At 70.2% G+C, this 26,393-nt stretch carries 29 protein-coding genes and 2 pseudogenes; 12 read left to right on the plus strand and 19 right to left on the minus strand.

Annotation, left to right across the window (positions count from 1 at the left end; translation table 11 throughout):
* The first annotated feature begins 2 nt into the window (after window positions 1-2).
* The 3 genes from ACIREO_RS00885 to ACIREO_RS00895 all read left to right on the plus strand — a co-directional run bounded on the left by ACIREO_RS00885 (window position 3) and on the right by ACIREO_RS00895 (window position 1,739).
* Entirely contained in the window at window positions 3-416 is a 414-nt protein-coding gene (locus tag ACIREO_RS00885) for a roadblock/LC7 domain-containing protein (RefSeq protein WP_073771622.1), read from the plus strand.
* Between the two features lie 89 nt (window positions 417-505).
* Window positions 506-1,177: a DUF742 domain-containing protein gene (locus ACIREO_RS00890; RefSeq protein ID WP_404103117.1), complete on the plus strand. Its 672-nt coding sequence runs from the start codon at window positions 506-508 to the stop codon at window positions 1,175-1,177.
* Entirely contained in the window at window positions 1,158-1,739 is a 582-nt protein-coding gene (locus ACIREO_RS00895) for an ATP/GTP-binding protein (RefSeq protein WP_014048542.1), read from the plus strand. The genes ACIREO_RS00890 and ACIREO_RS00895 overlap by 20 nt, the downstream gene beginning before the upstream one ends.
* Window positions 1,740-1,838: 99 nt before the next feature.
* Here the strand turns inward: ACIREO_RS00895 and ACIREO_RS00900 are convergent, their stop codons facing one another.
* Window positions 1,839-2,042 carry an acyl-CoA carboxylase subunit epsilon gene (locus ACIREO_RS00900; protein ID WP_404103120.1) on the minus strand — a complete coding sequence of 68 codons (204 nt, stop codon included), beginning with the start codon at window positions 2,040-2,042 and terminating at the stop codon, window positions 1,839-1,841.
* Window positions 2,043-2,105: 63 nt separating this feature from the next.
* Window positions 2,106-3,689, minus strand: coding sequence for an acyl-CoA carboxylase subunit beta (locus ACIREO_RS00905; protein ID WP_404103123.1), 1,584 nt, complete (start codon window positions 3,687-3,689; stop codon window positions 2,106-2,108).
* 569 nt (window positions 3,690-4,258) lie between these two features.
* Between ACIREO_RS00905 and ACIREO_RS00910 the strand changes: the two genes are divergently transcribed.
* Together ACIREO_RS00910 and ACIREO_RS00915 are read left to right on the plus strand one after the other, a co-directional pair.
* A complete protein-coding gene (locus tag ACIREO_RS00910) occupies window positions 4,259-5,470 on the plus strand; it encodes a glycoside hydrolase family 64 protein (protein WP_404104442.1) in 1,212 nt (403 codons plus the stop codon).
* Window positions 5,471-5,696: 226 nt separating this feature from the next.
* Window positions 5,697-7,442 (plus strand): amidohydrolase, encoded by a 1,746-nt coding sequence (locus tag ACIREO_RS00915; RefSeq protein WP_404103125.1) that lies wholly within the window; start codon window positions 5,697-5,699, stop codon window positions 7,440-7,442.
* Between the two features lie 70 nt (window positions 7,443-7,512).
* On the opposite strand, the gene ACIREO_RS00920 is transcribed toward ACIREO_RS00915, so the two are convergent.
* From ACIREO_RS00920 to ACIREO_RS00930, 3 genes are all read right to left on the minus strand, one after another.
* On the minus strand, window positions 7,513-8,034 hold the full coding sequence (locus tag ACIREO_RS00920; protein WP_404103128.1) for a hypothetical protein: 522 nt from the start codon (window positions 8,032-8,034) through the stop codon (window positions 7,513-7,515).
* 116 nt (window positions 8,035-8,150) lie between these two features.
* Window positions 8,151-8,669, minus strand: coding sequence for a DUF402 domain-containing protein (locus ACIREO_RS00925; RefSeq protein WP_404103130.1), 519 nt, complete (start codon window positions 8,667-8,669; stop codon window positions 8,151-8,153).
* 120 nt (window positions 8,670-8,789) lie between these two features.
* Window positions 8,790-8,960, minus strand: a complete 171-nt coding sequence (locus ACIREO_RS00930; RefSeq protein WP_404103133.1) for a hypothetical protein — start codon at window positions 8,958-8,960, stop codon at window positions 8,790-8,792.
* Between the two features lie 234 nt (window positions 8,961-9,194).
* Here ACIREO_RS00930 and ACIREO_RS00935 point away from each other — a divergent pair, with 234 nt between their 5' ends.
* Window positions 9,195-9,812: a YceI family protein gene (locus ACIREO_RS00935; RefSeq protein ID WP_404103135.1), complete on the plus strand. Its 618-nt coding sequence runs from the start codon at window positions 9,195-9,197 to the stop codon at window positions 9,810-9,812.
* 248 nt (window positions 9,813-10,060) lie between these two features.
* Here the strand turns inward: ACIREO_RS00935 and ACIREO_RS00940 are convergent, their stop codons facing one another.
* Genes ACIREO_RS00940 through ACIREO_RS00950 form a run of 3 tightly spaced genes read right to left on the minus strand, consistent with a single transcriptional unit; the run spans window position 10,061 to window position 12,192 of the window.
* Window positions 10,061-10,693, minus strand: a complete 633-nt coding sequence (locus ACIREO_RS00940; protein WP_404103137.1) for an SAM-dependent methyltransferase — start codon at window positions 10,691-10,693, stop codon at window positions 10,061-10,063.
* Window positions 10,690-11,730, minus strand: a complete 1,041-nt coding sequence (locus ACIREO_RS00945) for an NAD(P)/FAD-dependent oxidoreductase (protein ID WP_404103139.1) — start codon at window positions 11,728-11,730, stop codon at window positions 10,690-10,692. The genes ACIREO_RS00940 and ACIREO_RS00945 overlap by 4 nt, the downstream gene beginning before the upstream one ends.
* 15 nt (window positions 11,731-11,745) lie before the next feature.
* Window positions 11,746-12,192 (minus strand): ATP-binding protein, encoded by a 447-nt coding sequence (locus ACIREO_RS00950; protein WP_404103142.1) that lies wholly within the window; start codon window positions 12,190-12,192, stop codon window positions 11,746-11,748.
* A gap of 112 nt (window positions 12,193-12,304) precedes the next feature.
* On the opposite strand from ACIREO_RS00950, the gene ACIREO_RS00955 reads away from it, so the two are divergent.
* From ACIREO_RS00955 to ACIREO_RS00970, 4 genes and pseudogenes are all read left to right on the plus strand, one after another.
* The gene (locus ACIREO_RS00955; protein ID WP_404103144.1) at window positions 12,305-13,129 is read left to right on the plus strand and encodes a helix-turn-helix domain-containing protein; all 825 of its coding nucleotides are present in this window, start codon (window positions 12,305-12,307) and stop codon (window positions 13,127-13,129) included.
* Entirely contained in the window at window positions 13,126-13,377 is a 252-nt protein-coding gene (locus ACIREO_RS00960) for a DUF397 domain-containing protein (protein WP_404103147.1), read from the plus strand. Before ACIREO_RS00955 ends, ACIREO_RS00960 begins: the two co-directional genes overlap by 4 nt.
* Before the next feature lie 149 nt (window positions 13,378-13,526).
* Entirely contained in the window at window positions 13,527-14,609 is a 1,083-nt protein-coding gene (locus ACIREO_RS00965; RefSeq protein WP_404103150.1) for a glycoside hydrolase family 5 protein, read from the plus strand.
* Window positions 14,610-14,837: 228 nt separating this feature from the next.
* Window positions 14,838-15,536, plus strand: a pseudogene (locus ACIREO_RS00970) (cellulose-binding protein); the annotation flags it as partial.
* Window positions 15,537-15,638: 102 nt separating this feature from the next.
* Here the strand turns inward: ACIREO_RS00970 and ACIREO_RS00975 are convergent.
* From ACIREO_RS00975 to ACIREO_RS00990, 4 genes are all read right to left on the minus strand, one after another.
* Window positions 15,639-15,902, minus strand: a complete 264-nt coding sequence (locus ACIREO_RS00975; protein ID WP_404103153.1) for a hypothetical protein — start codon at window positions 15,900-15,902, stop codon at window positions 15,639-15,641.
* Window positions 15,903-15,987: 85 nt separating this feature from the next.
* Entirely contained in the window at window positions 15,988-16,431 is a 444-nt protein-coding gene (locus tag ACIREO_RS00980) for a hypothetical protein (RefSeq protein WP_404103156.1), read from the minus strand.
* Complete coding sequence (locus ACIREO_RS00985; RefSeq protein WP_404103158.1) at window positions 16,431-17,111, minus strand: NAD(P)H-dependent oxidoreductase; 681 nt, start codon at window positions 17,109-17,111, stop codon at window positions 16,431-16,433. The genes ACIREO_RS00980 and ACIREO_RS00985 overlap by 1 nt, the downstream gene beginning before the upstream one ends.
* 34 nt (window positions 17,112-17,145) lie before the next feature.
* The gene (locus ACIREO_RS00990; RefSeq protein WP_404103160.1) at window positions 17,146-17,472 is read right to left on the minus strand and encodes an ArsR/SmtB family transcription factor; all 327 of its coding nucleotides are present in this window, start codon (window positions 17,470-17,472) and stop codon (window positions 17,146-17,148) included.
* A gap of 177 nt (window positions 17,473-17,649) precedes the next feature.
* Between ACIREO_RS00990 and ACIREO_RS00995 the strand changes: the two genes are divergently transcribed.
* Window positions 17,650-18,429, plus strand: coding sequence for a DUF4097 family beta strand repeat-containing protein (locus ACIREO_RS00995; RefSeq protein ID WP_404103163.1), 780 nt, complete (start codon window positions 17,650-17,652; stop codon window positions 18,427-18,429).
* 11 nt (window positions 18,430-18,440) lie between these two features.
* Here ACIREO_RS00995 and ACIREO_RS01000 read toward each other — a convergent pair.
* The 5 genes and pseudogenes from ACIREO_RS01000 to ACIREO_RS01020 all read right to left on the minus strand — a co-directional run.
* Window positions 18,441-18,548: pseudogene (locus ACIREO_RS01000) on the minus strand (polyphosphate kinase 2); the annotation flags it as partial.
* Window positions 18,549-18,614: 66 nt separating this feature from the next.
* A complete protein-coding gene (locus tag ACIREO_RS01005) occupies window positions 18,615-19,640 on the minus strand; it encodes an iron-siderophore ABC transporter substrate-binding protein (protein WP_404103166.1) in 1,026 nt (341 codons plus the stop codon).
* Between the two features lie 30 nt (window positions 19,641-19,670).
* Window positions 19,671-20,525, minus strand: coding sequence for an ABC transporter ATP-binding protein (locus ACIREO_RS01010; protein ID WP_404103169.1), 855 nt, complete (start codon window positions 20,523-20,525; stop codon window positions 19,671-19,673).
* A gap of 20 nt (window positions 20,526-20,545) precedes the next feature.
* Complete coding sequence (locus tag ACIREO_RS01015; RefSeq protein ID WP_404103172.1) at window positions 20,546-21,619, minus strand: FecCD family ABC transporter permease; 1,074 nt, start codon at window positions 21,617-21,619, stop codon at window positions 20,546-20,548.
* Window positions 21,616-22,683, minus strand: coding sequence for a FecCD family ABC transporter permease (locus tag ACIREO_RS01020; RefSeq protein ID WP_404103174.1), 1,068 nt, complete (start codon window positions 22,681-22,683; stop codon window positions 21,616-21,618). Before ACIREO_RS01020 ends, ACIREO_RS01015 begins: the two co-directional genes overlap by 4 nt.
* 158 nt (window positions 22,684-22,841) lie before the next feature.
* Between ACIREO_RS01020 and ACIREO_RS01025 the strand changes: the two genes are divergently transcribed.
* Window positions 22,842-23,429, plus strand: coding sequence for an MSMEG_1061 family FMN-dependent PPOX-type flavoprotein (locus tag ACIREO_RS01025; protein ID WP_404103177.1), 588 nt, complete (start codon window positions 22,842-22,844; stop codon window positions 23,427-23,429).
* A gap of 47 nt (window positions 23,430-23,476) precedes the next feature.
* On the opposite strand, the gene ACIREO_RS01030 is transcribed toward ACIREO_RS01025, so the two are convergent.
* The gene (locus ACIREO_RS01030; protein WP_404103179.1) at window positions 23,477-24,865 is read right to left on the minus strand and encodes a hypothetical protein; all 1,389 of its coding nucleotides are present in this window, start codon (window positions 24,863-24,865) and stop codon (window positions 23,477-23,479) included.
* A 105-nt stretch (window positions 24,866-24,970) separates the two neighbouring features.
* The gene (locus ACIREO_RS01035; protein ID WP_404103182.1) at window positions 24,971-26,389 is read right to left on the minus strand and encodes a GH1 family beta-glucosidase; all 1,419 of its coding nucleotides are present in this window, start codon (window positions 26,387-26,389) and stop codon (window positions 24,971-24,973) included.
* Window positions 26,390-26,393 lie beyond the last annotated feature (4 nt).

Genomic DNA, 26,393 nt, shown 5'->3' on the forward strand with positions numbered 1-26,393 from the left:
CGATGAGCCAGGCGGCGCAGAATCTGAACTGGTTGATCACCAACTTCGTGGACAACACCCCTGGGGTGTCGCACACGGTGGTGGTCTCCGCCGACGGACTCCTGCTGGCGATGTCCGAAGGTTTCCCACGGGACCGCGCCGATCAGCTGGCGGCTGTCGCCTCCGGTCTGACGTCGCTCACCGCGGGGGCTTCACGGATCTTCGAAGGTGGTGCCGTGAATCAGACCGTTGTGGAGATGGAGCGAGGATTCCTCTTCATCATGTCCATCTCTGACGGATCTTCACTCGCTGTCCTCGCCCACCCGGACGCCGATATCGGTCTGGTTGGGTATGAAATGGCGCTTCTCGTGGACCGTGCAGGAGGTGTCCTTACCCCGGATCTCCGCGCCGAACTCCAGGGGAGTCTTCTTAACTAATAGACGGACAGTGCGTTTCCCGTCACCGCGCCATATGGTGCGGTGGCGCGATACCACTGGGATGGCGAACGGCAGTCGGAGGAGGAAACGTGGCAGCACCCACAGGCGGACACCCGTACGAGGGCGGTCAGCGGGTTCCGGGTGAGCAGGGTGACAACCGTTTCGACACCCCCTCCATGCCCGGCAGACAGGGCTCGCAAGACCCTTATCAGCCGTATCCGCCCTACCAGCAGCCCCAGCAGGGCGGCTGGCAGCAGCAGGGCAGCTGGCAGCAGCAGCCGGGGTCCGGGTGGCCGCAGCAGCAGCCGCACCACCCGCAGCCGCGGCACGGACAGCAGCCGCCGCAGCGGTACGACGCGCCGCCGTCGCGCATCCAGCCGGTGCAGCGGCAGACCCCCCAGCCGGCGAAGCCCGCGGTACACAACCCGCTGGTCCGTCCGTACGCCATGACCGGTGGCCGGACCCGGCCGCGGTACCAGCTCGCCATCGAGGCGCTGGTCAGCACCACGGCCGATCCCGCCCGGCTGCAAGGGCAGCTGCCCGAGCACCAGCGGATCTGCCGGCTCTGCATCGAGATCAAGTCGGTGGCCGAGGTGTCGGCCCTGCTCTCGATTCCCCTCGGCGTTGCCCGGATCCTCGTAGCCGACCTGGCCGAGGCCGGACTCGTCGCTATCCATCAGCCCGGCGGCGACGAGGCCGCCGGCGGCCAACCAGATGTGACACTGCTCGAAAGGGTGCTCAGTGGACTTCGCAAGCTCTAGCGGCGGAGCGGCCCGCTCCACTACCTCGGCGAAGATCGTGGTGGCAGGGGGCTTCGGCGTGGGTAAGACCACGTTTGTCGGTGCCGTTTCGGAGATCAATCCGCTGCGCACCGAAGCCGTGATGACGTCCGCGTCCGCGGGCATCGACGACCTGACCCACACCGGGGACAAGACCACCACGACGGTGGCCATGGACTTCGGACGCATCACCCTGGACCAGGACCTGATCCTCTACCTGTTCGGCACCCCCGGACAGGACCGCTTCTGGTTCATGTGGGACGACCTGGTCCGCGGCGCCATCGGCGCCGTCGTCCTCGTCGACACCCGACGCCTCGCCGACTGCTTCCCCGCAGTCGACTACTTCGAGAACAGCGGCCTCCCCTTCGTCATCGCCCTCAACGGCTTCGACGGACACCAGCCCTACACACCCGACGAAGTACGCGAAGCCCTCCAGATCGGCCCGGACACCCCCATCCTCACCACGGACGCCCGGCACCGCGCCGACGCCAAGAGCGCGCTGATCACACTGGTCGAGCACGCACTCATGGCCCGACTGCGCTGACCCCGCCGCCGCACGGCGAAGGCCCCGTACTCCTGGGAAGGAGTACGGGGCCTTCGCCGTGAGGGCCCGCGGGCCCTGGAACGGCCTCAGCGGCCGTTCTCAGCCCTGCCAGCTGTGCGGGGCGCGGAAACCGGGGGTGCGCTCCAGCCGGCGCCATCCGGCGGTGCTGCGGCCACGGCGGGCGGGGGCGTCGGGCTGTGCGGCGGCGCGGGCGAGCAGGACCGCGGTGATGGCGGCGAGCTCCTCGGGCCCGGCCTGGCCCTTCTCGACGCGCAGGACTGATTCGGCGGGAGTGACGCTCATGGATGTCTCCGTCTTCTGGGCAGGTGGTCGCGGGCGTGGGCGGGGTCGCCGCTGCGGCTGCGACTACTGCGGAGGGTTGCCGTGCTTGCGGGACGGCAGGTCTGCGTGCTTGTTGCGGAGCATCGCGAGCGAGGCGATCAGTACCTCGCGCGTCTCGGCGGGGTCGATGACGTCGTCGACCAGGCCACGCTCGGCCGCGTAGTAGGGGTGCATCAGCTCGGCCTTGTACTCCTTGACCATGCGGGCGCGCATGGCTTCGGGGTCCTCGGCGTCGGCGATCTGCCGGCGGAAGATGACGTTGGCGGCGCCCTCGGCGCCCATCACCGCGATCTCGTTGGTGGGCCACGCGTAGGTGAGGTCGGCACCGATGGACTGGCTGTCCATGACGATGTACGCGCCTCCGTAGGCCTTGCGCAGGATCAGCGAGATCCTCGGCACGGTGGCGTTGCAGTACGCGTAGAGCAGCTTCGCGCCGTGCCGAATGATTCCACCGTGCTCCTGATCGACGCCGGGCAGGAAGCCGGGTACGTCCAGCAGAGTGACGATGGGGATGTTGAAAGCATCACACATCTGGACGAATCGTGCGGCCTTCTCGGACGCCTCGATGTCCAGGACCCCGGCCAGCGCCTGCGGCTGGTTGGCCACGATCCCGACGACCTGGCCGTCGAGCCGGGCCAGGGCGCAGATGATGTTGCGGGCCCAGCGCTCGTGGACCTCCAGGAAGTCGCCGTCGTCGACGAGCTCCTCGATGACCTTGTGCATGTCGTACGGACGGTTGCCGTCGGCCGGGACCAGGTCCAGGAGGACGTCGCCGCGCCGGTCGGCCGGGTCGTCGCTCGGTACGACGGGCGGGTTCTCCCGGTTGTTGGAGGGGAGCATCCCGATCAGGTAGCGGACCTCGGCGATGCAGGTCTCCTCGTCGTCGTACGCGAAGTGCGCGACGCCCGAGGTCTCGGCGTGCACGTCGGCACCGCCGAGTCCGTTCTGGGTGATCTCCTCGCCGGTGACCGCCTTGACGACGTCCGGCCCGGTGATGAACATCTGCGACGTCTCACGGACCATGAACACGAAGTCGGTCAGCGCCGGGCTGTAGGCCGCGCCGCCGGCACACGGGCCGAGCATCACGCTGATCTGGGGGATGACACCGGAGGCCCGGGTGTTGCGCTGGAAGATCCCGCCGTATCCGGCGAGGGCGCTGACGCCCTCCTGGATGCGGGCGCCCGCGCCGTCGTTCAGCGAGACCAGCGGGGCACCGGCCGAGATGGCCATGTCCATGATCTTGTGGATCTTCGTGGCGTGGGCCTCGCCCAGCGCCCCGCCGAAGATCCGGAAGTCGTGCGCGTAGACGAAGACGGTCCGGCCGTCGACCGTGCCCCAGCCGGTGACGACACCGTCGGTGTAGGGCTTCTTGGCCTCCAGGCCGAAGCCGGTCGCCCGGTGCCGGCGCAGCTGCTCGACCTCCTTGAACGATCCCTCGTCCAGCAGCAGCTCGATGCGCTCCCGCGCCGTCAGCTTGCCCTTGGCGTGCTGCGCCTCGGTCGCCCGGTCGCTCGGTCCACGCCGGGCCTGCTCGCGCAACGCCAGCAGTTCGGCCACCCGGCCACGCGTGTCGCTCGGCTCGCCCGGGATTTCGTCCACAACGGTCATACGTCGACCCTACGAACCCGACCACGGAAACCCTGCCGTCCACTCCGAACAGTCTCCTGCCCGGTTTCCTGGTGGCACCTGACAGAAGCGGGGCATCATGCATCCCATCTGCCAGCTCACAGGGCTTCCGCGTTGTAGGTCTCCAACAAAGCCGGACATGTGGTCCCAGCCACATACGGCTCCGCGCGCCACGCCGCGGAGCCACCGGAGCGGGCGACCGGTCCCACCGGAATGGCAGGGGGGCCGGCACCGGGCGAGGGAGACGGTACCCGCCCGCCGGCCGGAGGATCTCTCCGGCACCGCCCCCGGCGGCCGTCGCGTTCAGAACCTGTTCACTCCACGCATACGACGGCGGACCAGGCGTGGCCAAAACCCGGCCGACAGCGTCGAGTTGTGAAGAACGGCGACTTCTTGAGAGCGCTCTCAGTCCTAACTCTTGACGCCCACCGGAGGCATCGCGAGAGTGGTGCGCACCGCAGACGGCCCCACCGCTCCACCTCCCCGCACCAGCACCTGACCCCTGTCTGCGACCCCCACACCTCGGGAGTTCCTCCGTGATTTCGCGCAGAATGTTCCTGACGGGCGCCGCCGCCTCCGCGACCGCGCTCACCTACCCCCTCTGGGGAAGTGCACTGAGCCCGCGCACGTCGGCGGCCCCCGCGACATGCGAACTGGCCCTGGAGAACAAGTCGTTGCCGGGCACCGTGCACGCGTACGTCACCGGCCACGAGCAGGGCACGGACCAGTGGGTGCTCCTGCGCCCCGACGGCAGCGTCTACCACCCCGAGTCCCCGGGTGCCCCGCAGACCCCGCTGCCGGTCGACTGCGCCATCCCGCTGAACGCCGCGGGCGCGGGGCCGGTCGTCCTCACCCTGCCCCAGATGTACGGGGCGAGGGTCTACTTCGTACGCGACGACAAGCTGGACTTCTACGTCAACCCGGGCCCGTCCCTGGTCGAGCCGGCCTTCGCGACGCCCACCGACCCGAACTACGGCAGGACCTGGTCGTTCTGCGAGTTCACCTTCAATCCGCAGCAGCTGTACGCGAACATCAGCTACGTCGACCTGGTGACGGCGCTGCCGATCGGGCTGACCCTCGCCGGCGACGAGACCCACACGGTGGCCCCGCTCCCGGACGGCGCGGTCCAGCGCATCGCCGACGACCTCACGGCCCAGGCGGCCGCCGACGGGCAGCCCTGGGACCAGCTGGTCACCCGTGGCTCGGACGGGAAGGTCCTGCGGGTCATCTCGCCGCAGAACCTGATGGCGCCGTTCTTCGACCGCCCGGACGAGATGCCGTTCCGCGACCTGTTCACCGCGCAGATCGACGAGGTCTGGGAGAAGTACCGCTCCACCGACCTGAAGATCGACATGCAGGGCGGCCGGGGGACGCTCGCCGGCCGGGTCAGCGGCGACACCATGACGTTCGAGGGCGGCCACACGTTCGTCAAGCCGACGTCGAAGGACATCTTCACCTGCAACCACGGCCCCTTCACGAACAATCCTGCCGACAACGACGACAAGAAGGCGCTGCTGGCCAGGATCGCGGCAGGCTTCAACCGCTCGATCATGCTCAGCCACCCCAGCCAGCCGAACGGCACGTCGGTGGCGGACTACTACAAGGGGGACGTGACCAACCACTGGTCGCGCGTGGTCCACGCGAACTCCCCGATCGGCTACGCGTTCCCCTACGACGACGTACGCCCGGACGGCGAGCCGGACGTGTCGGGGGCGGCCCACGATGGCAACCCGCAGCGCTTCACGGTGAGCGTGGGCTCCTGACCCTCCCCCTCCTCCCGCTCCTCCCGCTCCTCCCGCTCCTCCCGTGACACCGTGCCCGCCCGCCGCCCTGCCGCGGCGGGCGGGCATCGCTGTGCCGCCCGCCGCCCTCGCCCCCCGGAACCGGAGGGCGTAACTCCGCGGACACGCACAGCTATTGACTTCGCAACACGCGGAATGGAGAGTGCCGGGCACTGTACTTGTACATGCCATCGGACCGGAGGCGCCCGTGTGTGACCTGCATGACCCCAGCGACCACGACCACGCGGTACAGACGGGCGACGGGCTGAGCCGTCGCCGGATCATGCAGATGCTGGGGGCCGCCGGAATCGCCACCACGGCGATGGGCGCGACCGCCGATCCGGCGATGGCGGCGGCCTCGGACGAGGCCGCGGGTGCGGCGGCGGACGCCGCCTCGTACACCGCGCCCGAGGGGCTCGCCCAGGACTCGGCGGCCAAGAAGACGGCGCTCGGCTGGATCGAGCGGAACGCGTCCCGGATCAACGGTCTGAACGACGAGATCTGGGAGCACGCGGAGCTGAGCCTGCGGGAGTGGAACTCCTCCCTCGCCGAGGCCGACTTCCTGCGCAAGGCGGGCTTCGACGTCGAGTTCGGCACGGCCGGCTTCCCGACCGCCTTCACCGCCACGTACAGCCGGGGCAAAGGCGGCCCGGTCATCGGTTTCAGCGGCGAGTACGACGCCCTCCCCGGCCTGTCCCAGAACAAGGGGGTGGGCGAGCACGACCCGAAGGAGTACGTCCACGACCCGTTCGCCCCGGGCTACGGGGCCGGCCACGGCTGCGGTCACTGTGCGCTGGGGACCGCGGCGGCGGCCGCCGCGGCAGCCGTCGCCGAGGCGTCCCGGCGCCACAAGCTCGATGTGACGGTGAAGTTCTTCGGCTCCACCGCCGAGGAGCAGCTGATCGGCAAGACGTACGCCGTCAGCAAGGGCGTCTACGACGGGCTCGACGCCTTCCTCGACTGGCACCCGTCCACCGGCAACGCCACGGGGTGGGGCACCTCGAACGCGATGACGGCCGTCACCTTCACCTTCCTCGGTGTCGCGGGCCACGGAGGCACCCCGCTCGGCAACAAGAGCGCGCTGGACGCGGCCGTGATGATGGCGACCATGTCGGAGTTCCTCCGCGAGGAGAGCATGGGCCCCACGGCGCGGCTGCACTGGGTGATCAACAACGGCGGCGACATCCCCAATGTGACACCGGAGATCGCGGAGATCTCGTACTACGTCCGCGAGGGGAGCGTCGAGCGCGTCACCTCGCTCCTCGACAAGGTCATCGCCGTCTCGGAGGCCGCCGCGACCGCCAGCCGCACCTCCGTGCAGCACCGGATCACCTCGGCGTGCTGGAACCAGCTGCCCTCCAAGGCGTTCGCCGAGCTGATGTACGACAACATGCGGCAGATCGGTCCCCCGGTCTTCTCCGAGGACGCCCAGCGTCTGGCCAAGGAGCTCCAGAGCTCGCTGGGGCTGCCGGAGAGCGGTCTGCACGACAAGGTCGGTGAGCTGGCACCACCCAACCCGGTCTTCATGGGCGGCGGCTCCACCGATGTGGCCGATATCAGCTGGCAGGTGCCGACGGTCTCCATGGGCGCCGCCGTGGCGCCCATCGGGTCGAAGATGCACACCTGGTCGACCGCCTCCTGCGCGGGATCGGCACCCGCCCACGCGGCGATCAAGGCCGCCGCGGCCTATCTGGCGGCGACCGCTGTCGACCTCCTGGTGAAGCCGGAGCTGCTGCGGGGCGTCAAGGAGGAGTTCGAGAAGCGGACCGAGGGCCTGACCTGGAAGACCGCGCTGCCGGAGGGGTACGAGCCGCCGATGTACGAGCCGCCCGCCTGGTTCCTGAAGAAGACGGGGCAGAGCTGGCCGCCGGAGAACATCACCTGGCCGCCGCGCCGGATCATCAGCAAGGAGAAGTTCGCCTCGCTCGGGCCGGAGCTGAAACCGCAGGTCTGAGCCGGCGCCGCCGTACCGAGAGGTGCCCCCGTCCCGCCGGACGGGGGCTCTTCGCGCATGCAGGGGGAGGTCAGCAGCCGCCGCAGTTGTAGTACGTCACGTCCCAGTGGTTTCCCTCGTCGGCGTAGATGTTGCCGGAGCCGGACTTGTACTGCGGGGCGCCGTCGCCGCGCAGGCCGATGTAACTGAACACGCCCTTCACGTAGTTCGTCAGGCACGTGGTCTTGCCGAAGTCGATCTTGTAGCCGTTCCAGTGCGAGTAGGTGCCACTGGCGTGCCCGGTCTCGGTGCCTCCGGTGATGTTGAGGGCGCAGCCCGTGGCGCTCTTCAGCGTCTGGGCTCCCTGGGCGCTGGTCAGGTTGAGCTGGTCGAAGGACGTGCAGGTGGAGACGTTCCGGTTGGAACAGCCGCCCGAGGACGACCAGGTGACCCCGGACGAGCTGAAGCGGGAGGTCGCCTGGGAGTGGGACAGCTTGGTGACGGCGTGCGCCTCGGTGGCGCCGCCGAGGACGCCGACGCCGGGCGCGAGAAGCACGCCGAGGACGAGGGCGAGAGCGGTGAGGGCCGAGCGGAGTCCGGGACGGGTCAGCATGGGGGAAGTCCTCCTGTCCATGACAATTACGGGCAGGGAGATAGTGCCCCAGCTCTACGCGCGTCCGCCAGGGGGCGGTCAAAGGCCAACGCAGTTACTTCCGTCCTAGCTCGGACCTACCTGATCAAATCGAGCCAGTAACGGTGTGCCGAGGCAAATGGTTCGGCGCCGTCACCATCGCGACGGCCCGCCTCCATCAGCCACTCGCAGGTCTGTCGAGCCTTGCTGATGACGCTCTCGGGGTAGCCATAGATCACTCGATGGTCGGCGAACTCGTCTTCGTCCTCGACCCGGGCTACGCCGCCACGAGGCCGCACGACGTCGAGATCAAGGTCCACCATGCGCAGAACGGTCTCGTCCGCGTTCCACTCGGGTGCCGTGCACACGTCGCAGTACATCTCGGGGCCCGGATCCACACAGAACGTGGCCGTCCACCACTCGCCCTGCGGAACCACCATCACGTACGCGAACCGACTTGTCCAACCACCCGTGGCAGAACTGACCGCAACTCCCTGTGCCGTGCCCAGCCACACGCCGTGCTCGTCTTCGCCGAGCCGGTCAGCCGTCCACCGCGCACTCAAGCTGCCGTCGTACTTCCGGATGTCGACCAACACGGAGGCGCTCTCTGTGATCACACCAAGACGCTAACGCGACAGCGCCGATCGGGAGGGGCCTGCGCACCTCAGGTCCAGGGGAGCGTGCGCCAGGGGCTGGCCGGGTCGCTGGTCAGGGCGCGATGGGTCGCGAGGGCGGTCTCATACCCGGTAGTTGAGCTGGACGAGACGGCCGGCGCGGACCACGGCCGCCTCCGCCTCCGCCTCCCGCAGGGAGCACGGGTGTTGCCCGGGTTCGCGTCGACGTACACCCTGTGCTGGGGCCGGCGGACCGGGCAGGGCTCCTCCGTCGTGACCTGCTGTCAAACCCATGGGCAAACTTTAAGGGGTGGTCCGGCACGGTCGGCGTGCCGGACCCTTCGGGCCGGGGCCGGCCTGAGCGACATTCGGCCGCCGAGGCCCCCGTCAGCCCTTCCCGTGAATTCCGGACCGACCTGGATCCTTGATGTTGAACTTTGAACAAGATGGGTCTACAGTCGAAATCGTTGAAGGTTAAACCAACGCTTCGACGACCACTCGTCCGAGTCCGTCCCCCGAGGAGGAGCCATGGCTCTGTTCAACCGCAAGAACAACGACGCCCCGACCGCCACCGCCACCCTCGCGGTGGACCCCGCGCTGGCCGCGCTGACCGGTACCTACGCGATCGACCCGGCCCACAGCAGCATCGGCTTCACCGTGCGCCACGCCATGGTCACCAACGTGCGCGGCTCCTTCGGTGAGCACGAGGGCGCCCTGGAGCTGGACGGCTCCGACCCGTCCAACTCCTCCGCCTCCATCGACGTCAAGATCTCCAGCGTCGACACCGGCATCGCCGACCGCGACGGTCACCTGGTCAGCGCTGACTTCTTCGACGCCGAGACGTTCCCCCTGATGACGTTCCGCTCCACCAAGGCCGAGCAGCTCGGCGGGGACACGTTCCGCGTCACCGGTGACCTCACGATCAAGGACGTCACCCGCCCGCTCGCCATCGACCTGGAGTTCAACGGCTCCGCCACCGACCCCTTCGGCAACCAGCGCGTGGGCTTCGAGGGCAGCGCCGAGATCCTGCGCTCCGACTGGGGCCTGACCTACAACGCGGCGCTGGAGACCGGCGGCGTGCTGGTCGGCGACAAGGTCAAGCTGAACTTCGACATCTCCGCGATCAAGGCCGCCCCGGGGGCCTGACCCTCCCGAACCGAGCGCGCCCGCCGGCCCTCCCCTTCCTGGGGAGGACGGCGGGCGCTCGGCTGTGCCAGGCCAGTCCCCCGCGTACAACCACCGAAGGTCGACGAGTACGACGCCCCCAGCAGCTGACGCGCGGCAGCTCCCGCACAGGAGCAACCGCGTACGAGACTCCAGCCGCTCGGGGCGGCGGGGCACATCACCCATGCGGTTCCACCACCACTCACCACGCGGAGTTACGGCCTCCCCGGTCACCGCCTGCGGCGCACCTTCAGCGCGTTGTCCGTGCGGGTGGTGGGGTTGCCGTCGGGGTCGTTCTGGATCCGCTCGTGCTCCTCGCTGAGGAGCACCTCCCACTCCCCCTCCGGCAGTTCCAGGGATGCGAGGACCTCGTCCGTCGTGGGCAGCTCCATGTCCGGGTGGTCGTGCTCCCACGAGGGGAAACCGGCGTGCCCGACGATCAGGAGCACGCCACCGGGCGCGACGGCCCCGGCCGCCCTGCGCAGGATCTCCTCGCGCGGCAGGTCACCCATCGAGTGCAGGAACTGGGCGGAGACCAGGTCGTACTCCCCCTCGGGGAACGAGGCCCCCAGGTCGTGCCACTGCCAGTCGATCCGGTCGGCGACACCGGCGTCGGCCGCGTGGACCGCCGCCCGCTCCAGGGCGACGCGTGAGATGTCGGTGGCCGTGACCTGCCAGCCCGACCGGGCGAGCCAGACCGCGTCGGCACCCTCGCCGCACCCGAGGTCGAGGGCGCGCCCCTGCACGAGGCCCTCCACTTCACGGACGAGGGCGACGTTGGGGTTCCCGCTCCAGATCCGGTCGCTCTCGCGGTACCGGTCGTCCCACATCTCGGCGTCGGTGCGGGTGCTGTCGGTGGTCATCGTGATGTCTCCTGAAGTCCGTGACGGCGGTCTCCGAGCACACGCTCGGTGACCTGGCGCTCGGCCTCGGCCGAGAAGGGCGCGCGGCGGGCGTCGACCGCGCGGCCGGTGTCGTCGGTGACGAGGTCCATATTGATCATCGAAGCCGCCTTCAGCCCGGCAGCGGCGGCACCGACGACCTGCTCCATGAGGTTGGCGACGTTACCGGCCACCCACACACCGGGCACGTCGGTCGCTCCGGCGGGGTCGGCCGCGATGTACGTGCCGACGACTTGGCCGCCCACCTCCAGTTCGGTCGGCCGGAGGCCGAGGCTCTCCAGGACCGCCGAGCGTGCGGTGAAGCGGGGCTGCACGACAAGCGCGTCGCGCGGGATCACCGTGCCGCCGGCCAGCCGCACACCGGTGAGCCGGTCGCCGGCCACCTCCAGCGCGGCGACCTCGCCCTCCACCACCGAGATGCCCCGGGCGGCGAGCTGCTCGTACTCCTCGTCGCTGAAATCGGGCCGGCCGTGCCGGAACAGCACCACGTCGTCGGACCACTGCCGCCAGAGCAGGGCCTGGTGCAGGGCCATGGGGCTGACCGCCAGAATGCCGATGGCCTGATCCCGCACCTCCCACCCGTGGCAGTACGGGCAGTGCAGCACCTCGTTGCCCCAGCGCTCGGCCAGGCCCTTCACGTCGGGCAGCTCGTCGACGATCCCGGTGGTCACGAGCAGGCGACGTGCGTGGACGGCACTCCCGTCCTCCTGCACGACGCGGAAGCCGTCGGCCAGCTTCTCGGCCGACACGACGCTCCCCCGGATGATCTCCGCCCCGTAGTCCGCCGCCTCGGCCCTGCCTATGGCCAGCAGCTCCGAGGGCGGGGCGCCCTCCCGGCCCAGGTAGTTGTGCACGTGGGACGCGGGCGCGTTGCGCGGGCTGCCCGCGTCGATCACGAGCACGGACCGCCGCGCCCGCGCCAGGGCGAGCGCCCCGCTCAGCCCGGCGGCCCCACCGCCGATCACCACTACGTCGTACCGCTGGTTCATCTCGCTCATGCGAAACACCTCCTGTTACGGCAGATGGTGCGCGCGAGGCGGCGTTTCGACAAACTTGCTTGCCGAACCGGCAAACTCGCACCAGACGGTCTTCCCCGGGTCCCGCTCCCCCACCCCCCAGCCGTCGGCGAGCGCCCCGACGAGCGTCAGCCCGCGCCCGTACTCGGCGAGCACCCCGGGGTGCGCCGGCTCCCGGACCTGACCGCCGCCACTGTCGTGCACCTCGATCCGGAGCACGCTCCCCCAGGTGAGCTGGACGCGGAAACCCCTCCCGGGAGGCACGCCGTGGACCAGCGCGTTGGTCGCCAGCTCGCTCACGCAGAGCAGCACATCACCGTGATCGACCTCGCACGCCCAGTCGAGCAGCGCCTCCCGGACGAACTGGCGCACGAGAGGAACCGACCTGCGTTCACGGCGGTAGAACGCCTCACGGAAGGAGGCGAGTTGTGTTGTTTCGTTCACAGGACGACTGTCACAGAACGTCACTACTGTGGGTCACCGCGTCAGGTCGTACACCGTGTTTGTACGAGCGCTGACGGGTCCGGCGGGGTTCGCGTACGGGGAGAGACACTTCATGCATTCGGCAAAGAAGAAGAGCAAGCGGGTCACGTCCTGGCATGTGATCGGCGCACAGCTCGCCGCCTTCCGCCGCGCGGCCGGGCACACGCAGACGTCACTGGCCGACCGGTTCTGCGTGGGCGAGGACACGATCGCCTCGATCGAGCAGGGCCGCCGGCCACTCCAGGCGGACTTCGCGACGCAGCTGGACGAACTGCTGGACACCAAGGGGGTGCTGGGGGTCGCGGTGGCGAAGGTGCCGCAGAAGGAGCGGTTCCCGGCGTTCGTGCAGGACTTCGTGGAGTACGAGCAGGAGGCGGTGACGCTGCTCTGGTACGAGACTCAGGTCGTACCTGGACTCCTCCAGACCGAGGAGTACGCGCGCTTCGTGTTCTCCTGCCTCTTCCCACCCCTCGAAGAGGAGCAGCGCGAGGAGTGGGTCGCCGCCCGGCTCGACCGGCAGAAGCTCCTCGAACGCAGGCCACGGCCGATGCTCCACTTCATCCTGGAGGAAGGCATTCTGCGCAGCGAGATCGGCGACTCCGCCATCCGGCAGGAACAGCTCCTGCACCTTCGCCGATGCATGGAACTCCCTTTCCTGGGGCTGCAGATCATGCCCTCGAAGCTCCCCAAGCACGCCGGCCTGGCAGGCCCGATGGTCCTGCTCGAAACGCCCGATCACGACCACCTGGCCTATGTGGAGGCTCAGCTGACCAGCGTGCTCCACGATGATCCGGATACCGTCAGTGTCCTCCAGCAGAAATATGGGATGCTGCGTTCGCAGGCGCTTTCCGTCGAGAACAGCGCGCGCCTACTGGACGACCTGCTTGGAGAGTCATGACTCGCGCGGCACACGGCACGGATCTCTCGTGGTTCAAGTCCAGCTACAGCAGCGACCAGGGCGGCGCGTGCCTCGAAGTCGCCTACGACTGGCAGAAGTCCAGCTACAGCAGTGACCAGGGCGGCAACTGCGTCGAGGTCTCCGCCCACCCCGCCGCCGTACACATCCGCGACTCCAAGGTCACCGACGGCCCGGTCCTCACCGTGCCCCCGGCCGCCTGGTCCGCGTTCGTCCGCGCCTCGGCCTAGCCGCCCCCCTGCGGGACTTACTCCCGTTTCCGCTTCAGCGTGTTGAGCGCCGGCTCCGTGATGCCGTTTTCCCGGCCGCTCTTCGTCGAAGCCTGTCGAATCTCTGTACGCGCGTCGGCACGCCGTGTACGGTCTCGGGCCGATGGGCCTTGGGAGCGCTCCCACTCCCCATCACGCCGATTCCGCTTCGCACGAGGAGGAACGCTTTGAAACGCCTACTCGCCTTCCTGGCGACCTGCGCGACGATCCTGGGCCTCACGGTCGCACTGGCCCCCCAGGCCACGGCCGCCGCCGGCACCCCCGTGGACGTCAACGGGAAACTTCACGTCTGCGGCGTGAACCTGTGCAACCAGTACGACCGCCCCGTACAGCTCCGCGGCATGAGCACGCACGGCATCCAGTGGTTCGATGAGTGCTACAACGACGCGTCCCTGGACGCGTTGGCGAACGACTGGAAGTCGGACCTGCTGCGCGTCTCCATGTACGTCCAGGAGGACGGTTACGAGACCGATCCTGCTGGCTTCACCCGCCGCGTGAACGAGCTCGTCGACATGGCCGAGGCCCGCGGCATGTACGCCCTGATCGATTTCCACACGCTGACGCCGGGTGATCCGAACGTCAACCTCGACAACGCGAAGACGTTCTTCGCGTCCGTCGCGGCCCGTAACGCCGACAAGGACAACGTGATCTACGAGATCACCAACGAGCCCAACGGCGTGAGCTGGTCGTCCATCAAGAGCTACGCCGAGCAGGTCATCCCGGTGGTCCGGGCCGCCGACCCGGACTCGGTCGTCATCGTCGGCACCCGCGGCTGGTCCTCCCTGGGGGTCTCGGACGGCTCCGACGAGAGCGAGATCGTCAACAGCCCCGTCAACGCGACCAACATCATGTACGCGTTCCACTTCTACGCCGCGAGCCACAAGGACTCCTACCGCTCGACGGTGAGCCGGGCGGCCTCCCGACTGCCGCTGTTCGTCACCGAGTTCGGCACGGTGAGCGCGACCGGCGACGGCGCGATGGACCAGGCGAGCACCACGGCCTGGCTGGACCTGCTCGATCAGCTGAAGATCAGCTACGCGAACTGGACGTACTCCGACGCCCCCGAGGGCAGCGCGGCACTCCAGCCCGGCACCTGCGCCGGCGGTGACTACAGCAGCAGCGGCGTGCTGACCGAGTCCGGAGCACTGCTCAAGAGCCGGATCAGCACTCCGGACAGCTTCCCCACCAGCTGACCCACCGGCTGACCCACCAGCTGACCCACCGGCTGACCTCCGGCGGGGACCAACCACTCCCGCCACACCTCCGCACTCCCTCACCCCCCCAACTCGGAGGAACACGTGCGCATCCTTCCCCCTCGCTTACCGCGCCGCCCATGGGCGGCAGCCCTCACGGCCGTCGTGCTGACGGCGTCCGGCTTCACGGCGACATCCGCGAGCGGCGCGGAGCCGGCCGCTCCCCCGGCGCCCGCCGCGGACTGCGGCAGCGCAGTGATCTGTTCGGACTTCGAGGACCAGACCGGTCCCGCCCCGTCCGGCGACTGGCAGTTCACCGCACCCGACTGCCAGGGCACCGGCACCGCCGCCATCGACACCGCCGTCGCGCACAGCGGCACCAGATCGCTGCGGGTCGACGGCCGGGCCGGCTACTGCAACCACGCCTTCGTCGCCTCCACCGTGGACCTGTCCTCGGCCGGCCCTGTGGTGTACGTACGCATGTGGGTCCGGCACACCACCGCGCTCCCCTCCGCCCACGTCACGTTCGTCTCCATGCCCGACACCGCCCAGGACGGGCGGAGCCTGCGCGTCGGGGGCCAGAACGGTGCCCTGCAGTGGAACCGGGAGATCGACGACGCCACGCTCCCGGCCCAGAGCCCGGCCGGGGTGGCGCTGAGCAAGCCGCTGCCGACGGAGAGCTGGCAGTGCCTGCGCTTCGCGATCGACACGACGGCGCCCGGCCTCGACACCTGGCTCGGTGACGAGCTGGTTCCGGGCCTGCACGCCGACGGTGACCCGACCCAGGACATCGACCAGCAGTGGCTCGCCCGCACCACGCCACCCCGGCCCACGGCCCTGCGGCTGGGATGGGAGAGCTACGGGACGGGTGACGACACCCTGTGGTTCGACGACGTGACCGTCGACTCCGCGCCCGTCGACTGCTGACGGCCCGTCGGGGCACGGGGGCGGGCGCCCGCCCCCGTGCTCCGACGAAGGGCCGTCGCAACGTCCGCAGTGCGTGTGACTCGGATTCGGCGTGGACGAGCTTCACGACAACGGCCGATTCCAGGTAGATCCCCGGCTCTCGCTTTCGCGATCGCGAGAGATCTCCGCCGCCACATCGACGCCGTCGGGCTCCCCCATCGGCATACGCAGAGCGGCCCGCCGCATCGCAGCCGCGCGCTCCTTGCGCCGGGCTGCTTCCAGCACCGCCTGCCTTATGGCCGCCGCCCGGGAATCGCCGTCGGAGGTAAGGACATCAAGCGCGCGTTCGGTCTCCGAGTCGATGCGAATCGTTACGGTGTCAGCCATGATCCGAGCGTAAGACAATTCGTCTGCCACACATCCGGCCACCCCAACCCCACGCCCCGCTTCGAACGACAGTGCGGTCGAAGGGTCAGGCGAGGGCCGGGTCGGTGAGGTCCAGGGCCAGATGGTTCCGCCAGTCGTTGGTGAAGACCGCGGTCGTCCCTTCGTAGCGCACGTCCACGAACGGGTTGGACGCCCACATCGTGGCGACCCACCGCAAGGAGTGGTCGGCGTCCAGGCGGGCGAGGTAGCCGATGTTGCCCATCCCGCTGCCGCCACCCGTCATCCAGCCCGACCCGTCCGGCAGCGGGCTCTCGAAGCAGGGGTCCGCCTCGGTGGAGCCGTCCTCCTCGATGGTCCCGGCCACGTCGAGCGGCCCTCCGAGCCGGAATGGGATGGGCTGTCCGGCGTCCGGGTGGTAGGCCCCAGGGCCCTCCACATACAGCTCAAGCCCGGTGTCGTCCGCCCGGTACAGCCCGTCACGGAACGGGAACTCGCCGGCCGCCCACAGCCGCTCGACCACCGCCCCCATCAGCGAACGGCCGGCTGCGGTTCCGCCGCCACGAGCGCGACGGACTCCCTGACGGCCTCCAACGCAGCCACCCTCTCCTGCTCGGTCATGCGCGCCGGCGCGTAGGTGATCACGGAGTCCAGGACCTGGTAGCCCACGAACTCCAGCATGCCGCGGCGGATATGGAACAGGAAGTCGTCCATCGCACCGAAGGCGCCACCGGGCAGGAACCGCTCGCCGGACCCGCCGGTCGTGAGCAGCAGCATGGCCCGCTTCCCGGCGAGCGCCCCGTCTTCACGGATTCCGTGATCGCCGCCGAAGACCGCACCCATCACGAAGACCCGGTCCACCCACCCCTTGAGAATCGCGGGCAGCGAGAACCACCACAGCGGGAACGACAGCACCAGCAGATCGGCGGCGAGCAGCCGGTCGAGGTGATCCTTGACGACCGCGTCGAGCGTCCCGTCCTTCACCGCGCGCTGCTGCTCGGCCTGCGGCTTGAAGTAGCCCTCGACCGGCGCGAACTCCTCGCGGCCGAGGACCGGTGCCCATGCGTCCGCGTAGAGGTCGAGGACATCGACCCGGTATCCGGCATCCCGCAGTTCCTGGGCGGTGGCAGCCATCTGGGCAGTGCTGAACGACTGGGGCTCGGGGTGAGCGTGGACGATCAGGGCGGTGGGCGCAGCGGCGAAGGTCGACATGACGAAATCATATCGACGCATCGCGATACGTCAATCAGATGCTGTCGCCCATCGCTCGCGCCACCCGCGCCAGCCGCTGCTCGTCGCGCCGGTAGTGGGTCCACTTGCCCACCCGCGTGGGCTGCACCAGCCCGGCCCGTTCGAGCGTGCTCATGTAGCTGGAAACGGTCGACTGCGCGAGCCCGGACTTCGCCTGGATGTGTGTGACGCACACACCGACCGTCCGGCGGTCCGCGATCGGCTCGTACGCGCCGAAGTGTGCGTCGGGATCCCTGAGCCACTGCATGATCTGCAGACGCGCAGGGTTGCCGAGGGCCTTGAACACCTCGATCAGCTCACCCGACCCCAACTCCGCCACCACGCCACGCCCACCTCTCCGCCCGACCAGCCGACCCTCCACGATATCCCCAAGCTTCGGTGGGAGGTTACGGACCGAATCGTGAGGCTTATGTCCGTTTCTTGTGTCCGTAACCTCCCAGCGGGGCGTGTTCACGAGCCCGCGCCCTTGGGCGGCCCGAGTCGGGGAAAGCGAGCAGGCATGAACTTCACGGCTTTCACGCGCGGACGGCAACGGGCCTCACTGCTGGCAGTCGTGCCCCTCCTCGCGGCGTGCGGCGGGGATCCGGGCGCCGGCCCCGAGGGGGCACCGCCCGCCCTGGGACGCGGGACGCACCTGGTGATCACGACCGACAACGGTGTGCGTCTCCGGCCGGCCGATGAAGACCGGGTCGTCACCGGAGCCCGGATCGACAGCCGCTGGTCCCACCGTGACGACAACTGGGTCCTCGATCTTTCCTGCCCTCGGCACGAGGAGCACGAGGAGTACGGGGATCGCGGGGATCACGAGGACGGGCCGTGCCCCCGCATGCCCTCGGTCGGCATCCCCGCCGGCGTCTCGGTCACGGTCACCGCCAGGAACGCGGGCATCGACGTGGCCGGCGTCGCGACGGCGCTCGACCTGACCACCGTCAACGGGGACGTGACGGTCGCCCGGTCCGGGCTGAGCGACGCAACCGTCCGGCTGGTCACCCGTAACGGCTCCGTGCGCGCCGGGACCCTGCGGTCGTCACACCTGCACGCGGAGACCGTCAACGGGGACGTGGCGCTCGGCAGCACCACCTCACCGACCCGTCTCGGCGCTCTCACGACCAACGGCTCGGTACGGGTGGCGCTCCCCCACGACGCGCCCGCCTACACCGTCGAAGCCACGACGCGAAACGGCCGGACCTCCGTGGCGGTCCCCTCCGCCACGGAGCGGAACGGGCACGACATGACCCTGGCCACCGTGAACGGTGATGTCACCGCCACGCGCGACTGAGATTCCTCCCAGGGGCGTTCGCCCGGCCCCTCGGCGTGCGGGGCGAGGCGGGTGGGCGAGAGGGCGGTCTCCTCCTCGCCCGGTTCCAGCAGGGTGGCGGCCGGGCCCACGACGAGGGGGGCCTGCCAGCCGGCCTTGGTCCGCCCCGCGCCACCAGATGGCACGGGGCCCACGGCGACCGGGTGCTACTTCATCTTCGCGGCGAAGAGCGGGACGACCTTGTCCAGCGCGTAGGAGGTCGACAGCACCGAGTCGGTGGCGAACGCCTGGCTGATGCCCTGGTCGTCGAAGACGAGGGAGTGTCCGGCCTTCACCGACGGGACCGCCTTGTACAGCGGGTCGTCGCTGATGTCGGTGGCCGGGATGCCGATGGGGGACATGACCGTCAGGTCGGCGTCGAGGAGGTCGAGGTTCTCCTTGGAGACGGAGATCGAGAAGCCCTCACCGGCCTTGGCCTCGACGGCCGGGTTGTTCTCGAAGCCGAGGCGCTCGACGAAGTCGACGCGGCCGGTGCCGGAGACGTAGGCGCCGTAGCCCTCGGAGGTGCGGGAGCCGAGCGTGACCGTGCTGCCCTTGAACTCCGGGTGCGCCTTCACGGCGTCGGCGAACTTCGCCTCGGTGTCCGCGATCAGCTTCTTGCCCTTCTCCGGGACACCCATGGCGGCGGCGACCATCTCGGTCTGCTTCTCCCAGGAGATCTTGTACTGGTCGCCGCCCTTGGGCACTCCCACGGTCGGGGCGATCTTGCTGAGGGTGTCGTAACGCGTCTGGTCGCCGCTGGACTTGGTGTCCAGGATGAGGTCGGGCTGGAGTGCCGCGATCTTCTCGAACTCGGGCTCCAGCGTGCCGATCATCTGCGGGCTCTTGTCGTACATGCCCTTGGCCCAGGGCCCGACGCCCTGGCCGCCGAAGGCCAGCCAGTCGCTCGCCCCGACGGGCTGCCCGCCGAGCGCGAGGACCGTCTCGGCGTCGCCCCAGCCGAGCGCGACGACGCGCTGAGGGGCCTTGTCGACGGTGACCTCGCCGAACTTCGTCGCGACCTTCGCGGGGAAGGCGCCCCCGTCCGCCCCGCCCGAGGAGGAGGCGGAGCCGGCGGCGTCCCCGTCGGAGGAGCCGCAGGCGGCCAGGCCGACGAGGAGGGCCGCGACGACGCCGGCCATCAGGACCGGAGTGCGACGGGCGCGGCGGGAGCGGGGAGCGGAATCGTTCATGTCGATTAGGCTAGCCTAACCAATTGTTGATCATGGTGCGGGGTGGGCCGCCTTGCCCCCCACGTGGTGGCGGCCCAGCGGCACCACCATGGGCGTGGCCGACGCCGGGTCCTCCATCACCGAGCAGCGCATGCCGAACACCTCGCCGACCAGCGACTCCGTCACGATGTCGGAGGGCCGGCCCTCCGCGACGATCTGCCCGTCCTTCATGGCGATCATGTGGTCCGCGTAACGGCAGGCCAGATTGAGGTCGTGCAGCACCGCCACCATGGTGACGCCGTGCTCGTGGTTCAGGTCGGTCAGCAGGTCCAGGACGTCCAGCTGGTGACTGGCGTCCAGGAAGGTCGTCGGCTCGTCCAGCAGCAGTATGTCCGTACGCTGCGCGAGCGCCATAGCGATCCACACCCGCTGGCGCTGCCCGCCCGAGAGCTCGTCCACCGGGCGGTCGGCGAGGTCCAGGGTGCTCGTCGAGAGCAGCGCCTGGGCGACCGCCGCGTCGTCCTCGGGGCCCCAGCGCCGGAACCAGCCCTGGTGGGGGTAACGGCCGCGCCCGACGAGGTCGGAGACGGTGATCCCCTCGGGTGCGGACGGGCTCTGCGGGAGGATGCCGAGCACGGCGGCGACCTCCTTCGTCGGCATCTCCTGGATGCTCCGGCCGTCCAGCAGCACGGCACCGTCCGAGGGGGCGAGCAGCCGTGCCATCGCCCGCAGCAGGGTCGACTTGCCGCAGGCGTTCGGGCCCACGATGACCGTGATCCGCCCCGGCGGGACGCCCACCGTGAGACCGGAGACGATCTCCCGGTCGCCGTAGCCGAGGCGGACGTCCTGGGCTCGAAGAGTGTGCTCAGCCACGACGCGGCCACGCCTTCCTTGGTTGTCTGTCATCGGTCTCGGAGGCAAGCGGGTCAGCCACCGCTGCCCCCTCGGTTGGCGCGGGCCAGGAGCAGCAGGAGGTAGGGGGCGCCGATGATGCTGGTCACGGCGCCCACCGGCAGCTGGACCGAGGGCAGCAGGTGCTGTGCGCCGAAGTCGGCGACCAGGACGAGCAGGGCCCCGGTCAGCGCCGCGTGCGGCAGGGCGGCACCCCGGCCGGGGACCAGCCTGCGGGCGATCGGCGCGGAGACGAAGGCCACGAAACCGACCGGTCCCGCCGCCGCGGTGGCGACTCCCGCGAGGGCGGTGGCGCAGCCGAGCAGGGCCAGCCGGCCGGGCTCGACGCGGGCACCGAGACCGGCTGCCGCGTCATCCCCGAGCTGGAGCGGGCCCAGTGCGCGGGCGGCCAGAACGGTGAGCGGCAGGAGGACGGCGAGTGCGCTCAGCAGCGGCCACACCTGGCCCCAGGAACGGCCGTTGAGGGTGCCCGTCAGCCAGAGGTACGCCTCCTGGGCGTCGGCGGTGTCGGAGCGTGCCATCACGTACCAGACCACGCTGCTCAGCCCGGTGCCGAAGCCCACGCCGATCAGCACGAGGCGCTGGCCCACGACGCCCTGGCGCCAGGCGAGCAGATAGATGGCCGCACCGGCGCCCACCGATCCGAGCAGTGCGCTCCCGGACAGGGCGAGACCGCTGACCTGGAAGAGCAGGGACGCGGTGACGGCGACGGCGCTCGCCCCGGCGCTGATGCCGATGACGTCGGGACTGGCCAGCGGGTTGCGCAGCAGGGACTGGAAGACGCCTCCGGAGAGCCCGAAGCCGATACCGACAAGGATGGCCAGCAGGGCGCGGGGCAGACGGAGTTCCAGCACGACGAACCGCGAGCCGCCGTCACCGCCGCCGAAGAGGGTCTCCACGACCTTGCCGAGCGGCATCACCATGTCGCCGACGCTCAGCGAGACGCAGAACACCGCCACCACGGCCAGCAGCAGACCGGCCGCCACCAGCACGGAGCGCCGGTGTCCACGGCCACGTACGCGCCTCACCGTGCGCACGGCGTCGGCGAGGCGGGCGTCGGGCGCCTCCTGGAGACGGGTCCCGGTCACAGCTCCACCTGCTTCCTGCGCCGGACGAGCCAGATGAAGGGGATGCAGCCGACGGCCGCGGTGACCACGCCCACCTGCACCTCTCCGGGCGGGGCGATGACCCGGCCGACGATGTCGGCGACGAGCAGCATGACCGGGGCGAGCACCATGCTGTACGGGAGAACCCAGCGGTAGTCGGGGCCGGTGATGAGCCGGGCCGCGTGCGGCACGGCGAGGCCGACGAAGCCGATCGGGCCGGCGACGACGGTCGCCGCACCGCACAGCAGCACCACGGCGAGCGCCGAGACCAGCCGGGAGAGGCCCACCCGCTGACCGAGGCCGCGGGCCAGGTCGTCACCGAGGGACAGGGCGTTGAGCTGCGGGCCGAGCAGCAGCGCGAGGACGGCTCCGGCCGCGATGAACGGCGACACCTGCCACAGCACGTCCGCGTCCCGGGAGGTGAGCGCGCCGAGCTGCCAGAAGCGGAAACGGTCGTAGCTGTCGCGGTCCTGGAGCAGGACCACGCTGGTCAGGGAGGTGAGCACGGCGCTCGTCGCGGCACCCGCCAGGGCCAGCTTCACCGGGGTGGCACCCTCGCGGCCGAGCGAGCCGACGCCGTACACGAGGAGCGCGGCGAGGAGCGCGCCGAGGAAGCCGAACCAGATGTACTGCGTGGCGACCGTGAATCCGAGGAAGCTGATCGAGCACACCACGGCGACGGAGGCGCCCGCGTTGATGCCGAGGAGCTGCGGATCGGCGAGCGGGTTACGGGCGACGCCCTGCATCACCGTGCCCGCGAGGCCGAGCGCCGCACCGGCGAGGAGCCCGGCCATGGTGCGGGGGATGCGGACTTCCTGGACGATGAGCTGGCCCTTGACCCCGAGGTCCGGGTCGAACACGCCGTTCAGTACGTCGTCGAAGGCCACGTCCCCGGAGCCGATGGCGAGGCTCGCCAGAGCCGTCAGCAGGAGAACGGCCGCGGCGGCGAGCAGTCCGAGGGCCAGGACGGGGCGGCTGCGCGCACGGCGCCGCTCGGGTGTCCCGGCCGGCCGTTCCTTCGCTCCCTGGAGAACCGGGCCGCTCACAGCCCGTGCACCCGGGGCGGCGGCATGCGGTTGTGCACTGTTTCTCACCCTTGCTTGTCGCCCCGGGACGGGACGCACCCGCAGGCATAAGTAAGGTTAGCCTAACAGCGCCAGGGCAGTGATCCGCTGCCGGGCCCCCGCGATGTACGGAGAACCCCTTGTCGAACGCCGCGCCCGTGGCCGCCTCCGCCGACGTCTCCTCCCCCGTCGGCGACCCCCTGGCCGGGGCGGTGCCCCTGGAGTCGGCGGAGCAGCTGCGGGAGATCCTGGGCGACCCGTGGCCGATCGTCATCGACAAGGTTCACGACGAGCTGACCGAGGCCGATCTGGGCCTGCTGGCCCGTGCGCCGTTCTGCGCCGTCTCGACCTCCGACGCCGACGGCAACTGCGACACCTCCCCGCGCGGCGGCGCTGCGGGCTTCACCCGGGTCCTGGACTCGCGGACGCTCGCCCTGCCCGACCTGCCGGGCAACCGCCGCGGCGACAGCTTCCACAACATCCTGTCCAACCCGCACGTCGGTCTGCTCTACCTGATACCCGGCGTGATGACCGTGCTGCGGATCAACGGCCGTGCCCGCATCCTCACGGACGCCCCCTTCTTCGACGAGATGACGGTGAAGGGCCGGCGCCCCGACCTGGCCCTGGTCGTGGAGATCGACGAGATCTATCTGCACTGCCCGGCGTCGCTCAAGCGCTCGGGCGTGTGGGCTCCTGAGACGTGGGAGAACGCGGCCGGGAAGGCTTAGCAGAAGCGGCCGGGGTCCCCTGGAAGCCGGGGCTCCGGAGGCAGGGTCTAGAACCCGCCGCCGTCGAAGCCGCCGCCGCCTCCGAAGCCACCGCCGTCGCCGAACCCGCCGCCGCCGAAGCCGGAGGAGTCGAAGTCGGAGCCGGAGACGTCGCCGCCGCCCCAGTCGCCGCCCCCGCCGCCGCCGAAGTCACCGCCGCCGTACTCCGCCGCGTACGCCGGTGTGGAGAGCATCGAGCCGAGCATGGTGCCGACCAGCAGGCCCGGGAGCAGGCCGCCGCCGAAGTATCCGCCGGCCCAGGGGCCGTAGGCGGGGCCCGCCTCCCAGTAGGGGCTCCGTCGGCCGTCGCCGACGTCGACCGTGCGGCTCATGGGGTCCTCGCCCTCGTGCAGCCGCACCTCGTCCGCGCCGCAGACCGGGACCTCGCGGGCCGAGCCGCCGGACGGCGTCCACAGGACGTCCGCGACCGCCGGCCCGTGACGCGGGTCGAAGAAGCAGGGCGGGCGGCGTGCCGGAAGGGCGGCGCCCTTGCGGCGGGCTTCCAGGACGGCGAGGGAGAAACGGCCGTCCTCCAGGGCCTGGGTCACCCCGCGTACGTCGGAGGGGTGCTGGGCGTTGCCCATGCGGGACTTGGCGTCCTCGTAGGAGTCGAGCGCGCGCTCGTAGTCGATGCGCATCGCGTCGTTCGCGCCCTTCTCGGCGGGGTGGAAGTCCAGCCGGTCCAGGGTTTCGCCGTAAGCGGTGATGTCCTCGTCCACGACGACCCGGAGCTTCTCCAGGGAGGCCTGCTCCTCTTCCTCCTTGCGCTTCCTGTTGCGGTGGGCGACCGCGAAGGCGGTGCCTCCGCCCACGAGGACCAGGCCTCCGAGGACGACGAGACCGGTCACCGGTGCACCGCTCGCCGCGCCGTCGTCCGCCGCCCCGCCGCCGGACCAGGAGGCCGGAGCGGAGCCCTTGGCCTGGTCGAGGGCGCGGTCGACGAAGGCGTTGAGCTGGGTCGCGGCGTCGGTGTCCGTGCCGGGTGCCTTCACTGCGGTGGTGAGGTTCTCGACGGCCCTGACCGGCATGACCTGCGGGTCGGCGCCCGCGTCGAAGCCGTCACCGAGGCGGACCGCGTAGACGCCGGTGACTCCGGTGTCGGTGCGCAGGTTCTGCAGGAGGTTCTCGGGCGGGTACTCGGACGTCGCGGGCAGCACGGCCACGAAGACCGGCTTGTCGGCGTCGACTATCTTCTTCTCCAGAGCGGCCTCCTGGGCCGCCGAGAGCCGGCCGGACGCCGCCGGGTCGACGTACACGGGGTCCTCGCGCAGCGCGGTGGCCACGTCGTCGACCGCGGAGGGGGCGGCTGCCTGAGCAGCGGGGATCATGGCCAGCACAACCGCTGAGACCAACAGCAGCAGGCAGGCCCACAAGGGGGCGAACAGCCTCTTCCGCATACTCCGAAAGTAACCCGAACGGGCGACAAACGCGTCGCCCGCCCAGGTCTCTTTCATGCTGTTACACAGGCGCGACCGGTTCCGGGGGCTACTTCTGCCCTCCTGTTACGGCCGGTCGTGACGAGCGTTCCGGGTGAGGTGAATCGTGTCGCGGTACCACTTGGCACTGTCCTTGAGCGTCCGCACCTGCGTGTCGTAGTCGACGCGGACGATGCCGAACCGCTTGTCGTAGCCGTAGGCCCACTCGAAGTTGTCCATCAGCGACCAGGCGAAGTAGCCCCGGACGTCGGCGCCCTGCCTGCGGGCCTCGGACATGGCTGCGATGTGGTCGGCGAGATAGGCGGTGCGGCCGGTGTCGGGGACCGTCCCGTCGGCCGCGACGGTGTCGTCGAACGCGGCCCCGTTCTCCGTGATGACGGTCGGCAGCGCGTAGTCACGCTGGAGCCGCAGCAGCAGATCGGTGAGCTCGGTCGGGGTGATCTCCCAGTCCATGGCGGTGCGGGGCAGGTCGCGCTCCACACCGCGGACGACGGGGAGACCGTCGGTATCGGTCGGCGAGCCGTCCTCGGTCACTCCGGAGAACAGCGCGCCGCGGTAGAAGTTGACGCCGAGGACGTCGAGGGGGGTGGCGATGGCGGCCAGGTCGCCGTCCCGCACGGGCAGTTCGATGCCCTGGGCCGCGAGGTCGTCGACCACGTCCTGCGGGTAGCGGCCGTGGACGACCGGGTCGAGGTAGAGGCGGGCGCCCATGCCGTCGGCACGGCGGCAGGCCTCCCGGTCGGCCTCGCTGTCGGTCTCCGGGGTGGCGGTGCCGAGGTTGAGGGTGATGCCGAGTTCCAGCGGGCTGCTCCCCGCGGCCTCGCGCATCTGCCGGGCGGCGAGGCCGTGGCCCAGGAGCAGGTGGTGGACGGCGCCCATGGCGTCGCCCATGTCGGTGCGGCCGGGGGCGTGCGCCCCGTAGGCGTAACCGAGCATCGCCGAGCACCACGGCTCGTTGAGGGTCGTCCAGTGCTCGACCCGGTCGCCGAGTGCCTCGTACGCGAGCATGGCGTACTCGGCGAACCGCAGGGCGGTGTCCCTGGCCGGCCAGCCGCCTGCGTCCTCCAGCTCCTGCGGCAGGTCCCAGTGGTAGAGGGTGACCCAGGGGGTGACGCCCTTCGCCCGGAGCTCGTCGACCAGCCGCTTGTAGAAGTCGAGGCCCTTGGCGTTGACGGGCCCCCGGCCGCCCGGCTGGATGCGGGGCCAGGCCAGCGAGAAGCGGTACGTGTCGATGCCCAGGCCCGCTATCAGCTCGACGTCCTCGGGCATCCGGTGGTAGTGGTCACAGGCCACGTCGCCGTGCTCCGCGTTGTGCACGGCGCCGGGCACGCGGGAGAAGGTGTCCCAGATGGACGGGGTGCGGCCGTCCTCCGAGGCCGCGCCCTCGATCTGGTACGAGGAGGTGGCCACGCCCCAGCGGAAGTCGTCAGGGAGTCCCTGGACGGCGGCGGGCTGCAGGCTGCTGCGGGGCGTGACGAGGTTCATGGGT

Source organism: Streptomyces sp. NPDC102441 (assembly GCF_044765585.1).
GTDB lineage: Bacteria > Actinomycetota > Actinomycetes > Streptomycetales > Streptomycetaceae > Streptomyces.

What these genes read in the sequence shown, in the direction of transcription:
- ACIREO_RS00885 (WP_073771622.1), top strand. Translation starts at nt 3, where the DNA reads ATGAGCCAGGCGGCGCAGAATCTGAACTGGTTGATCACCAACTTCGTG.
- ACIREO_RS00900 (WP_404103120.1), bottom strand. Translation starts at nt 2,042, where the DNA reads ATGAGCGTCACTCCCGCCGAATCAGTCCTGCGCGTCGAGAAGGGCCAG.
- ACIREO_RS00905 (WP_404103123.1), bottom strand. Translation starts at nt 3,689, where the DNA reads ATGACCGTTGTGGACGAAATCCCGGGCGAGCCGAGCGACACGCGTGGC.
- ACIREO_RS00910 (WP_404104442.1), top strand. Translation starts at nt 4,259, where the DNA reads ATGTTCCTGACGGGCGCCGCCGCCTCCGCGACCGCGCTCACCTACCCC.
- ACIREO_RS00920 (WP_404103128.1), bottom strand. Translation starts at nt 8,034, where the DNA reads ATGCTGACCCGTCCCGGACTCCGCTCGGCCCTCACCGCTCTCGCCCTC.
- ACIREO_RS00930 (WP_404103133.1), bottom strand. Translation starts at nt 8,960, where the DNA reads ATGGGTTTGACAGCAGGTCACGACGGAGGAGCCCTGCCCGGTCCGCCG.
- ACIREO_RS00935 (WP_404103135.1), top strand. Translation starts at nt 9,195, where the DNA reads ATGGCTCTGTTCAACCGCAAGAACAACGACGCCCCGACCGCCACCGCC.
- ACIREO_RS00940 (WP_404103137.1), bottom strand. Translation starts at nt 10,693, where the DNA reads ATGACCACCGACAGCACCCGCACCGACGCCGAGATGTGGGACGACCGG.
- ACIREO_RS00945 (WP_404103139.1), bottom strand. Translation starts at nt 11,730, where the DNA reads ATGAGCGAGATGAACCAGCGGTACGACGTAGTGGTGATCGGCGGTGGG.
- ACIREO_RS00955 (WP_404103144.1), top strand. Translation starts at nt 12,305, where the DNA reads ATGCATTCGGCAAAGAAGAAGAGCAAGCGGGTCACGTCCTGGCATGTG.
- ACIREO_RS00960 (WP_404103147.1), top strand. Translation starts at nt 13,126, where the DNA reads ATGACTCGCGCGGCACACGGCACGGATCTCTCGTGGTTCAAGTCCAGC.
- ACIREO_RS00975 (WP_404103153.1), bottom strand. Translation starts at nt 15,902, where the DNA reads ATGGCTGACACCGTAACGATTCGCATCGACTCGGAGACCGAACGCGCG.
- ACIREO_RS00980 (WP_404103156.1), bottom strand. Translation starts at nt 16,431, where the DNA reads ATGGGGGCGGTGGTCGAGCGGCTGTGGGCGGCCGGCGAGTTCCCGTTC.
- ACIREO_RS00985 (WP_404103158.1), bottom strand. Translation starts at nt 17,111, where the DNA reads ATGTCGACCTTCGCCGCTGCGCCCACCGCCCTGATCGTCCACGCTCAC.
- ACIREO_RS00995 (WP_404103163.1), top strand. Translation starts at nt 17,650, where the DNA reads ATGAACTTCACGGCTTTCACGCGCGGACGGCAACGGGCCTCACTGCTG.
- ACIREO_RS01005 (WP_404103166.1), bottom strand. Translation starts at nt 19,640, where the DNA reads ATGAACGATTCCGCTCCCCGCTCCCGCCGCGCCCGTCGCACTCCGGTC.
- ACIREO_RS01010 (WP_404103169.1), bottom strand. Translation starts at nt 20,525, where the DNA reads ATGACAGACAACCAAGGAAGGCGTGGCCGCGTCGTGGCTGAGCACACT.
- ACIREO_RS01030 (WP_404103179.1), bottom strand. Translation starts at nt 24,865, where the DNA reads ATGCGGAAGAGGCTGTTCGCCCCCTTGTGGGCCTGCCTGCTGCTGTTG.
- ACIREO_RS01035 (WP_404103182.1), bottom strand. Translation starts at nt 26,389, where the DNA reads ATGAACCTCGTCACGCCCCGCAGCAGCCTGCAGCCCGCCGCCGTCCAG.